This window comes from Modestobacter sp. SYSU DS0511 (genome assembly GCF_054050755.1).
In genome coordinates this window covers 39,348-49,471 of the sequence record NZ_JBJGZY010000029.1, presented here as the reverse complement: position 1 = coordinate 49,471, position 10,124 = coordinate 39,348, and the positions used below count along the sequence as shown (strand labels likewise).

8 protein-coding genes are annotated in these 10,124 nt (G+C 75.8%); 7 read left to right on the top strand and 1 reads right to left on the bottom strand.

Annotated elements, in window-relative coordinates:
• Nucleotides 1–253: 253 nt before the first annotated feature.
• Genes ACI783_RS14660 through ACI783_RS14650 form a run of 3 tightly spaced genes read left to right on the top strand, consistent with a single transcriptional unit; the run spans nt 254 to nt 4,703 of the window.
• Nucleotides 254–1,627 (top strand): lipopolysaccharide biosynthesis protein, encoded by a 1,374-nt coding sequence (locus ACI783_RS14660; protein ID WP_457141121.1) that lies wholly within the window; start codon nt 254–256, stop codon nt 1,625–1,627.
• Nucleotides 1,624–3,702: a glycosyltransferase gene (locus ACI783_RS14655; RefSeq protein WP_457141120.1), complete on the top strand. Its 2,079-nt coding sequence runs from the start codon at nt 1,624–1,626 to the stop codon at nt 3,700–3,702. The genes ACI783_RS14660 and ACI783_RS14655 overlap by 4 nt, the downstream gene beginning before the upstream one ends.
• On the top strand, nt 3,699–4,703 hold the full coding sequence (locus ACI783_RS14650; RefSeq protein ID WP_457141119.1) for a glycosyltransferase family 2 protein: 1,005 nt from the start codon (nt 3,699–3,701) through the stop codon (nt 4,701–4,703). Before ACI783_RS14655 ends, ACI783_RS14650 begins: the two co-directional genes overlap by 4 nt.
• On the opposite strand, the gene ACI783_RS14645 is transcribed toward ACI783_RS14650, so the two are convergent.
• Nucleotides 4,661–5,683: a glycosyltransferase gene (locus ACI783_RS14645; RefSeq protein ID WP_457141118.1), complete on the bottom strand. Its 1,023-nt coding sequence runs from the start codon at nt 5,681–5,683 to the stop codon at nt 4,661–4,663. The two genes, ACI783_RS14650 and ACI783_RS14645, sit on opposite strands and share 43 nt — an antisense overlap.
• A 238-nt stretch (nt 5,684–5,921) precedes the next feature.
• Between ACI783_RS14645 and ACI783_RS14640 the strand changes: the two genes are divergently transcribed.
• The 4 genes from ACI783_RS14640 to ACI783_RS14625 all read left to right on the top strand — a co-directional run bounded on the left by ACI783_RS14640 (nt 5,922) and on the right by ACI783_RS14625 (nt 10,103).
• A complete protein-coding gene (locus ACI783_RS14640) occupies nt 5,922–7,241 on the top strand; it encodes a hypothetical protein (protein WP_457141117.1) in 1,320 nt (439 codons plus the stop codon).
• A gap of 58 nt (nt 7,242–7,299) precedes the next feature.
• Nucleotides 7,300–8,817 (top strand): polysaccharide biosynthesis tyrosine autokinase, encoded by a 1,518-nt coding sequence (locus ACI783_RS14635; RefSeq protein WP_457141116.1) that lies wholly within the window; start codon nt 7,300–7,302, stop codon nt 8,815–8,817.
• Nucleotides 8,818–8,888: 71 nt separating this feature from the next.
• Nucleotides 8,889–9,446, top strand: a complete 558-nt coding sequence (locus ACI783_RS14630) for an arsenate reductase/protein-tyrosine-phosphatase family protein (RefSeq protein WP_457141115.1) — start codon at nt 8,889–8,891, stop codon at nt 9,444–9,446.
• A gap of 198 nt (nt 9,447–9,644) precedes the next feature.
• Entirely contained in the window at nt 9,645–10,103 is a 459-nt protein-coding gene (locus ACI783_RS14625; RefSeq protein ID WP_457141114.1) for an adenylyltransferase/cytidyltransferase family protein, read from the top strand.
• Nucleotides 10,104–10,124: the final 21 nt, after the last annotated feature.

Below are 10,124 nucleotides of genomic sequence, written 5' to 3'. Positions count from 1 at the left end.
GCCACCGCGGAGCTGCAGCGGGCCGGTGGGGTCGGGGTGGCGACGTACGTGTCGGGCTCGGCGACCGCCGCGCCGGTGCGGGTCGCCTTCGACGACCTGTGGGCCGGCGCAGCCGGCACCACCCCCGTCGGGTGACCTGACCGGACGAGCCTGGCCCGGGGACGACGTCCCCGGGCCATGCTCGTCCGCGGAGCACGACCGTGCGCCTGCGCAGCGGCGGGCCGGGGCGGGGACGACGAGGGAGCGCGCAGCGATGGACGGCACCACCCCGGGCGGTCCGATGCCGGGCGCCTGGCGCAGCGTGCTGCGCAGCGGTGGGACCCGGCTGCTGGTCCTCCCGGTCTCCGCGCTGCTGGGCATCGTGGTGACCCGGCTGCTCGTGGACACCTACGGCACGGCGGTGTACGCGCAGTACGCGCTGCTGGTGACCCTCGGCGCGCTGCTGCCGTTCACCGACCTGGGCATGTCCGCGGCGGTGATGAACGCCGTCGGCGGGTCCCCGGCGCCGGACCGGGACGACCACGTCCGCCGGACGATCACCACGGCGCTGCGGGTGCTGGTCGCGTCCGCGGCGGTGCTGGCCCTGGTCACGCTGCTCGTCTCGCTGGTGGGGCTGTGGCCGACGCTGCTCGGCGGGGGGCTGCTCGACGGCTCCGGGCCGGCGGTCGCCGCCGGGTGCGTGCTGCTCATCGCGCTGGGCATCCCGGTCGGGATCGGCCAGCGCATGCTCGTCGGCCTGGGCCAGAACCACGTGTCGATCCTGGTGCTCGGCCTGCAGACACCGGTCGTGCTCGGGGTGCTGGCGCTGTTCGTGGCCGCCGGGATCCCGGCCGGTGCGGCGTTCCCGGTGGTGCCCTACGCGGTCACCCTGGTGCTGGCCGGGGTGTGCACCTGGCTCGCTGCCCGCCGCCTCCGCCCGATCCTCGGGCAGGCGGTCCGCCGCGTACCGCGGCTGCGGACCGAGCGGGGCGCACCGGTCCTCGGCGTCGCCTGGCCCATGCTCGTGCAGCTGGTCGCAGTCCCGCTGGCGATGCAGAGCGACCGGCTGCTGCTCAGCCACCTGCGAGGGCCGGCGGAGCTGGCCGAGTACAGCCTGGCCAGCCAGATGTTCGTGCCGATCTGGGCGCTGGTGAACTCCGCCGGGCTGGCCCTGTGGCCGGTCTTCGCCCGGGCGCGGGCCCAGCGGGCGACGGCCGCGCCCTGGTCGATGGCGCTGGCCTTCGCCGGCGTCGGTGCGGTGCTGGCCACCGGGGTCGCCGTCCTGTCACCGTGGCTGGCCGAGCTCGCCTCCGGCGGCGCCGTGCAGCTCGGGGGGGCGCTCGTGGTCGGGTTCGCCGTCCTGATGGTCGTCCAGGCGCTGAAGTACCCGCTGGGCATCTACCTCACCGACGCCCCCGGCCTGCGCTTCCAGGCCGGCATGGTCGTCGCGATGCTGCCGGTGAACGTCGCGCTCTCCTGGTGGCTGGCCGATCGGATGGGTGCCGCCGGTCCGGTGCTGGGCTCGGTGGTCGCCGTGCTGCTGTTCGAGGTCCTCGCCAACGCCCTGCAGGTGCGGCGCCGGCTGCGGCGGACGGCCGGGCCGGCTCACCCGGCCGACGACGCCCCGGCCGAGCTGGTGGCCCGGTGACCGCCGACCGCACGCTCGGCATCGTGCTGGTCAACTACCACTCGGCTGCGCTGCTGGCCGCGAACCTCGCCGGCCCAGGGGTGGGCGGCCCGCACGACATGGTCGTGGTGGTCGACAACTCCGAGGCGCTCGCGGAGCGCGCAGCGACCGCGCGGCTGTGCGCCGAGCAGGGCTGGCACCTGGTCGCGCTGCCCGACAACCCCGGCTTCGGGGCGGGGATGGACGCCGGCATCGCGGCCGCCCGGGCGGCGGGCTGCACCGCCTTCCTGCTGCTCAACCCGGACGCGGTGGTCACGCAGGAGGTCGTCGACCAGCTGCGCGAGCACAGCCTGCGCGAGCCGCTGGCGGTGATCGCCCCGCGCATCGTCGACTCGACCGGGGCGGTGGTCTTCCAGGGGGCGCGGCTGCACCTGCGCGACGGGCGCATCCGAAGCCGTCGCGCCGGCGACCCCGCCCACCCGCCGGCCGGCTGGGTCGACTGGCTCACCGGCGCGTGCCTCGTCGTGCACGCCGAGCTGCTGGACCGCATGGGCGGGTTCGACCACGACTACTTCTTGTACTGGGAGGACGTCGACCTGACCTACCGGGCGCAGCTGGCCGGCGGCCACCTCGTGATCCGGGACGACCTGTCGGTGCGGCACGACGAGGGCGGCACCCAGGGTGCCCGGCGGGGCCGGGCGAAGTCGGCGACCTACTACCGCTACAACGCCCGCAACCGGCTGCTGTTCGGTGCCCGGCACCTCGACCGGCGCCGGCTGCTGGGGTGGGTGCTGCGCACCCCGGCGGTCAGCCGGGAGATCCTGCTCCGCGGCGGCCGCCGGCAACTGCTGGAGTCCAGCCGGCCGCTGCGCGCGATCGTGCGCGGGAGCCTGGAGGGGGTGGTGATCGCCGTCCGCGCCCTGGCCGCCCGGCAGCGCGCGTCGGTCACCCGGCCGGCCCCCCTGCTGGTCGCCCACCCGGGCGCCGAGCTGTACGGCTCGGACCGGGTGCTGGCCGACTCGGTCGCCGCGTTCGTCGACGCCGGGCACCCGGTCACCGTCGTCCTCCCGGGCGAGGGCCCGCTGGTGGCTCGGCTGGAGGCGCTGGGCGCCCGCGTGGTCCGGTGCCGCATGCCGGTGCTGCGCAAGTCCGCGCTCAGCCCGCGAGGGCTGCTGGAGCTCGCCGTCGAGGGGCTCGCCGGGCTGCCGCGCGCCGTCCGGCTGGTGGCCGCCGCCCGGGGCGGGGTGTACGTGAACACCGTCACCATCCCGTCCTGGGTCGTCCTGGGCCGGCTGGCCGGGCGCCGGGTGCTCTGCCACGTGCACGAGGCCGAGCGGTCGGCGCCTCGCTGGGCGCGGTGGGTGCTGGCCCTGCCTGCGCGGCTGGCCGGCACGGTGGTGGTCAACAGCAGCTTCAGCCTCGACGTGCTGGCCGAGTCCGCGCCCTCGCTGCGGGGGCGTGCCACGGTGCTGGCCAACAGCGTTCCCGGCCCGCCGGTGGTGCAGCCGGCCCGGCCGGCCCTCTCCGGGTCACTGCGCCTGCTGTTCCTCGGGCGGCTGTCGGAGCGGAAGGGGCCTCAGGTGGCGGTCGCCACCCTCGCCGAGCTGGTCCGCCGGGGGGTGGACGCGCGGCTGGACCTCCTCGGCGCGGTGTTCCCCGGCTACGAGTGGTTCGAGGAGCAGCTGCACCGCAGCGTCGCCGACGCCGGACTGACCGACCGGGTGCGGTTCCTCGGCTTCCGGTCCGACATCTGGGACGTCGTGGCGGGCACCGACGTGGTGCTCGTGCCCTCGGTCGTCGACGAGCCCTTCGGCAACACCGCCGTGGAGGCGGTGCTCGCCGCCCGCCCGCTGGTGGTGAGCGCCACCAGCGGGCTGCGGGAGGCGGCGGCCGGTTACCGGTCCGCGCAGGCCGTGCCCCCCGGGGAACCGCTGCTGTGGGCCGACGCCGTCCAGCGGATCGCGGCCGACTGGCCGGCTGTCCGCCGGCTCGCCGCCGAGGACGCCGCCACCGCCGCCCAGCGGCACTCCCCGGCGCGCTACCGCCGGCGCCTGGCCGAGCTGCTCGACGGTCCGGCGGGCGACGGCCGGGCATGAGCGCCGCCGACCGGACCGCCGAGCCGATGGCCGTCACCGTGGCCGTGCTCACCTACCGCCGTCCCGACGACCTCGCCGCGGTGCTGCCCCTGCTGACCGCGCAGGCGGACGAGCAGACCGCGGCCGGCCACCGGGTCGAGGTCCTGGTGGTCGACAACGACCCCGCCGGCAGCGGCCGGGCGGTCGTCGCCGGCCACCGGGCCGTGCGCTACGCGTGCGAGCCGGAGCCCGGCATCGCCGCGGCGCGCAACCGCGCGCTGACCGAGGCGGCCGCGAGCGACCTGCTGGTCTTCATCGACGACGACGAGCGGCCCCACCCGGGGTGGCTGGGGCACCTGCTGCGCACCCGGGAGCGCACCGGCGCGGCGCTGGTCGCTGGCACGGTGGTGTCCGCGTTCCCGCGGGAACCGGACCCGTTCGTGGCGGCCGGGGACTTCTTCCGCCGCCGGCGACTGGCCACCGGCACCCCGATCACCGTGGCCGCCACCAACAACCTGCTGCTGGACGTGCGGGCGGTCCGGGCGCGGCAGCTCCGGTTCGACCCGGCCTTCGGCCTCAGCGGCGGGGAGGACACCCTCTTCACCCGCCAGCTGGGCCGCAGCGGGGCCCTGATGGTCTGGTGCGCCGAGGCGGTCGTCACCGACTCGGTGCCCGAGGACCGGCTGACCGCCCGCTGGGTGCTCCAGCGGGCGCTGAGCTCCGGCAACTCCGTGGCCCGGGTGGAGCTGGCCCTGGCCGGTGGCCCGGTGGCCCGGCTCCGGGCCCGGGTGCTGGCCCTGGGGCGGGGAGCGCCGCGGGTGCTCGGTGGGCTGGCCCGCGCGGGCCTCGGCCTGGCCACCGGGTCACCGGGCCACCGGGCACGCGGCCTGCGCAGCGCCGCGCGCGGGACCGGCATGGTGCTGGGTGCCCTCGGGACGGTCTACCGGGAGTACCGGCGGACGTCCGGCTCGGAGGGCGGTCAGCGGCTCCCCGGCGCGACCAGCGACAGCGCACGGCGGTAGGCCGCCAGGTGCTCCGCGCCGGCCGTGCGCCAGTCCCGGTGGCTCAGGTCCGGACCGGCCGGGTCCCGGTCGCGGGCGGCGTGCACGGCGGTCACCAGGTCGGCGCCGGTCACCTCGCCGGAGTAGCGGTGCACCCACCCCGGCCCGACCTCGTCGGCGAGCGCGCGGTTGGCCTCGTTGTCCGGGACCAGGACCGGGCGGCCGAGGGAGAGCGCGGTCAGCACGCTGCCGGAGTTGTGCATCTCCCGGTAGGGGAGCACCACCAGCTCCGCCCGGCTCACCTCCTCCACCAGCTCCTCGTCGCTGAGGAAGGCCAGCCGCAGCACGACCCGGTCGTCGGCGCCGGCCAGCTCGCGCAGCTCGGTGGCCAGCTCCGGTCCGGAGGGCCGGCCGGAGACGTGCAGCCGCAGGTCGGGGGCGGCGGTGCGGGTCTCGGCGAAGGCGGCGAGCAGCCGCTCGACGCCCTTGTACCGGCGGATGAGGCCGACGTAGGCGAGGCGACCGGGCTCGGCCGCCGGACGGGGGGCGCCGGCGAACCAGTCGACGTAGTGCCCGTGCAGGACGGTGTGCGCCGCCTGCCCGGCCGGCAGCTCGGTGGTGGGGTTGATCCGGACCCGCAGGGACGTCCAGCGCTCGGCCAGGCGCAGCAGGGCCCGCTCCCGGTGGGAGATGCCGGTGGGCAGCTCGAGGTTGTGCACCGTGCGCACGAGCGGCCGGCGGGTCGCCCGCAGGCGCAGCAGCCCGATCAGGAACAGCGCCTGGCGGACCAGCGCCTTCGGCCGGCTGCGGCCCGACACCAGGATCTCCGGCCAGTGCGCGTGGAACACGTCGAACCGGCCCAGCAGGAAACGGCGCCAGGTGAAGGTCTGCAGGCTCAGGCCCGGCGTCGTGGCCAGGGCCCGGCCGAGCATGACGATGTACGGGTTGGTCGTCGGTCGGGGGTCCGGGAAGGACTGCAGGACGACCACGGGGCGCTGCACGGCTCTCCTCACCTCTGCCGCCACGCGTGCGGGCGACGCGCAGGAGCACCGACGATCATCACCCAGCCCTGCCGCCGGGCGCGCCACCCGCCGGGACGACCCGACCCTCCCGGGGGAGGTCCGGCCGGCGGAGGGGGTCGACCCCGCGGACCGGGACCTACAGTCGCCCGGCCGGCACCCCACCGCGGGGCGCGCCGTCACCGCGCGTGGTGACCGGCGGGAGAGGGAGCGAGGTGGCGTGTCCAGCCTGACCGGCCCCGCCGCCGACCGGTACGTGCTGGCGCTCCTGGCGCTGGCCCTCGGCGCCCTGACGCTGGTCGTGCTCCGGCGCTGGCCCCGGCTGGCGTTGCTGAGCTACCTGGTCGTGCTCTCGTTCGTCCCCGTCTGGGCCGGCATCTCCGTCGGGGTCTACTTCCAGCCGCAGGTGCTCTGGGGGCTGCTGGTCATCGCGGCGGCGCTCCCGACGACCGCCGGCAGCGCCCTGCGCCCGGTGGCGGTGGACGTGCTGCTCGGGTTGTTCGTGCTGGCCTCCCTGGCGCCCCTGCTCGCCGGGCGGGCCACGCTCACCAGCGTGTTCGTCGTCGCCGTCCAGTGGCTGGGTGCCTTCCTCGCCGGGCGGCTGATCGCCCACCGCACCGGCTACGAGTGGTGCCTGCGGGTGGTCGCCCTGGTCTTCACGGTCGTCGCGGCCGGCGCGGTGGCCGAGTACCTCACCGGGCTCAACCCCTTCGTGCTCATCCCGGGGGCCGCCGACCAGTACGCGGTCTGGGGGACGATCCAGGAGCGCGGGGGGGTGGCCCGCGCCGAGGGCGCCTTCGGGCACTCGATCGCGCTGGGCGCGGCGCTGTCCATGGCGGTGCCGATGACGCTCGCGTCCTCGTTCCGGCTCGGTGCCCGCCTGGGGATGGTGCTGATGATGGTCGCCGGGGTCGTCGTCACCTTCAGCCGCATCGGGCTGGTCACCACCGTCATCGGCATCGTGCTCTCCATCGCCGTGATGCGCGAGGAGCTGCCGGCCCGGCTGCGGGTGCTCCTGGCCGGGTCGGTCGCGGCCGTCGGCGTGGCCGTGCTGCCGCTGATCACGCGGGTGTACGCGGCGGCGGGGGACGAGGCGTCGAACAGCGCCCACTACCGCGGCGACCTGCTGTCGCTGGTGGAGGACATGCGTGCCCTGGGGTTCTCCTCGGCGTTCTACCGGTCACCCACCGGGGACGTCTTCTTCGGTGCCTTCCGGTCGATCGACAGCGCGCTGGTGCTCCAGGGACTCACCTACGGCTGGGTGTCGCTGGCCGCCGCGGTGCTGCTGCTCGGCTGGGCGTGCCTGGCGGTGGTCACCCGGCGGGCCGCAGCACCGACGATCGCGCTGGTCGCGCAGATCCCGGCACTGGCCACGGTGGCGCTGATCACCCAGTACTCGACCATGGTCTTCTTCGTCGGCGGCCTCGCGGTGTACGCGCAGTCGCTGGGCCGCCGGTCGGCCACCGGCGGACCCGGAGCCGCTGCTGGCACCTCCCCCGTAGAGGTGAACCCGGCTTCCACCAGGGCCTCCGCTGCCTAAGGTCGGATCCGGGCCCGCGGTGCCGGGCCCGATCAGGACGACGGGGGAGCGAGCGAGCATGAGCCTGCACGACTACGTCGACGTGGTGCGGCGGCGATGGGTGTCGGTGGCGGTGCCCGCGGTGCTGGCCGTCCTGCTGGCCGGCCTGCTCAGCGCACTCGCGACGCCGACGTACACCTCGACGGCCCGGATGTTCTTCTCGCTGGAGAGCGGCAACTCGGCCAACGACCTGGCCCAGGGGGCGAACTTCACCCAGGCGCAGATGGCCTCGTACGCGACCCTGGTCACCACGCCGTCGGTGCTCGGCCCGGTGGTCACCGAGCTGGGCCTGCCCGAGTCGCCCCAGGAGCTGGCGCGCAGCGTCAGTGCCCGGGCAGCCAACGACACGGTCGTGCTCGAGGTGTCGGTCACCGACACGTCCGCGGCGCGGGCGGCGGAGATCGCCGACGCCGTGGCCGACCAGCTCGGCGAGGTCGTGTCCGAGGTGGCCCCGCGCAACGCGGACGGCGAGGTCACCGTCCGCAGCACCGTGGTCGCCCCTGCCGTGGCGCCGCTGTACCCGTCGTCGCCGAACACGAAGCTCAACCTGGCCGCCGGTCTGCTCCTGGGCGTGGTGCTGGGCGTTCTCCTGGCGCTGCTGCGCGAGGCGCTTGACACCCGCGTCCGCAGCGACCGGCAGCTGCGGGCGCTCACCGATGCGCCCCTGCTGGGCAACCTGACGGCCGATCCCGCGTCGGAGGACACCGTGGTGGTCCACGACCAGCCGCGCAGCGCGCAGGCCGAGCTGTACCGGCAGCTGCGCACGAACACCCAGTTCCTGCAGGTGAGCGGGCGCCCGCTGTCGATGGTCGTGACGTCCTCGCTGCCGGGCGAGGGCAAGTCGACGGTGGCGATGAACCTGGCCCTGGCCCTGGCCGAGGTCTCCGATCGGGTGCTCCTGGTCGACGCCGACCTGCGCCGGCCGACCGTCGCCGCACGGCTGGGGCTGGAGCAGGCGGCCGGGCTGTCCACGGTCCTCGTGGGGCGCGCCTCCTTCGACGACGTCGTGCAGGAGTGGGGTCCCCGCCGGCTCGCCGTCCTCACCTCGGGGGCGGTGCCACCCAACCCCGCTCAACTGCTCTCCTCGGGCGAGATGGCCGAGCTGGCCGCGGAGCTGCTCACCCGCTACGAGGTCGTCGTGTGGGACGCCCCGCCGCTGCTGCCGGTCACCGACGCGCGGCTGCTCTCCCGGCACGCCGACGGCGTGGTCATGGTGGCCAGCGGTCGCCTGGTGCGCCGTCCGCAGCTGGCCGAGGCGCTGCAGGCCCTCCGGCGGGTCGACGCCCGGTTGCTCGGTGTCGTGATGAACATGGTGTCCGTCCGTGCGCAGGCCGCCGAGCGTGGCTACGGCTCCTACGAGCTGCCCGCCGTCCCGGAGCCCCGGTGGACGCGGCTGCGCCTGCGCGCGCGTGGTGGGGAACCGGCCCCGGTGGCGCCGTCCGCGGCGATCGGCGAGGTGCCCGCGGGTGAGCTGCCGCCTCCGGCGGCAGCGGTCCGGGTCACCGTGGGCTCGAGCGGGAAGGGTGCGAGCACCTGACCGCGGCACACCGCCCGCGGCCGGGCTCCCCGACCGCTGGGCCCGGCCCGGCGAGTGACGGCACCGACCCGGTGGTCCGGGTCCTCACGGTGTGCACCGGCAACATCTGCCGTTCCCCGGCGGCCGAGCTGCTGCTCGCTGCCCGGTTCGCCGACGGCGTCCCGGGGGTCGCCATCGCCAGCGCCGGCACGGCGGCGCTGGCCGGCCGGCCCGTGGACCCGCCGGTGGCCGACCTGCTGCGTGCCGCCGGGGTCGCGCCGGACCGCTTCCGTGCCCGGCAGCTGGTGCCCGGGCACCTGCGCGAGGCGGACCTGGTCCTGGTCATGACCGCGGCCCACCGGTCGGCCGTGGTCTCCGTGGAGCCGGCGGCGCTGCGCCGGACCTTCCTGCTCCGGGAGCTGGCCGGCATCGCCGCCTCGGTCGCGGCGCACGGCTGGCCCGCCGACGTCGGGTCGGACCCCGCCACCCGGTTGCGGGCACTCCCGCGCCTGGCGTCCGCCCATCGGGACGCGCGGGCCACCGCCGGCCTCGAGGTGGGGGACCCGTACCGGCAGCCCCCGGAGGTCCACGCCGCGGTCTTCGCCACCGTCTCCGCCGCGGTCGACCAGCTGGTGCGCTCGGTCCGCTGACGGGCCGGGTCACCCGGTCGGAGGTGCGCGCCTCGTCGATCGGGTGAACCTGACGCTGCCACCACGATCCGGTCACGGATCGTCACTACCTTGAGGGCTGAACGGCCGGGTTGTTCCGCGTCAGGCGTCGCACCGGTCACCGTGAGTGAGGGACGTGCGTCCTGCGCGACGCCCCTCCGCCTGTCCTGGAGGTGGCACTTGACCGTCGTCGGATACGCGCCTGGCGCCTACGACCTGTTCCACATCGGCCACCTGAACATCCTCAAGCACGCCGCCGCCCACTGCGACCGGCTCGTGGCCGGGGTGGTCTCCGACGAGATGCTGCTGCGGAGCAAGGGGCGGCTGCCCGTCGTCCCCCTGGAGGAGCGGATGGAGATCGTCCGCAACCTGCGCTTCGTCGACGACGTGCACGCCGAGGTCGTGCCGGACAAGGTCGACACCTGGCGCGAGGTCGGCTTCGACGTGATCTTCAAGGGCGACGACTGGCGGGGCACCGCGAAGGGCGACAAGCTCGAGCACGACTTCGCCGCGGTGGGGGTCCGGGTGCACTACTTCCCCTACACGATGCACACCTCCAGCACGATCCTGCGCAAGGCACTGGCCGCGATCGACGCCGAGGAGCCGGTGGGCCGCGTCGCCCGCGCGCTCACCTCCTGAGCGGACCCGCAGCCGTCCGCG